The organism is Sabulibacter ruber, assembly GCF_017355955.1.
Lineage (GTDB): Bacteria > Bacteroidota > Bacteroidia > Cytophagales > Hymenobacteraceae > Nibribacter > Nibribacter ruber_A.
The window spans coordinates 1-284 of sequence record NZ_JAFFID010000109.1 but is presented as its reverse complement, the minus strand read 5'-3'; the positions used below and the strand labels follow the sequence as shown (position 1 = coordinate 284).

1 protein-coding gene is annotated in these 284 nt (G+C 67.6%); it reads right to left on the bottom strand.

Going from position 1 to position 284, the window contains the following annotated elements:
* Positions 1 to 284 (bottom strand): IS3 family transposase (locus tag JT719_RS24660; protein WP_207436433.1); only part of this gene is annotated, 284 nt, incomplete at both ends.

Here is a 284-nt window from a genome sequence, read left to right as displayed (position 1 = left end):
GTTCACCGTCCCGGTGACGATGGTGCCGTCATGCACCCGTGTGCGCCGCCGCCCGACGCGATGCGGCGCCAGCAGCCCATGCTCACCCATCAGCCGCCTTACCCGGCGGGCCGAGGTGCGGATCCCTGCAAAGCGTAGGCGTGCCCAGATCTTGCAGTAGCCCTCCCCATGGAAGCGTGACCCCAGGATCTGCTGGCGGATGTGCTCAACCAGTTCCGCATCTGAACAGGGATCAAGCGGCCCAGGACGCCTGGGCGATGACGTCGGGCGCCCTGCCGAGATCA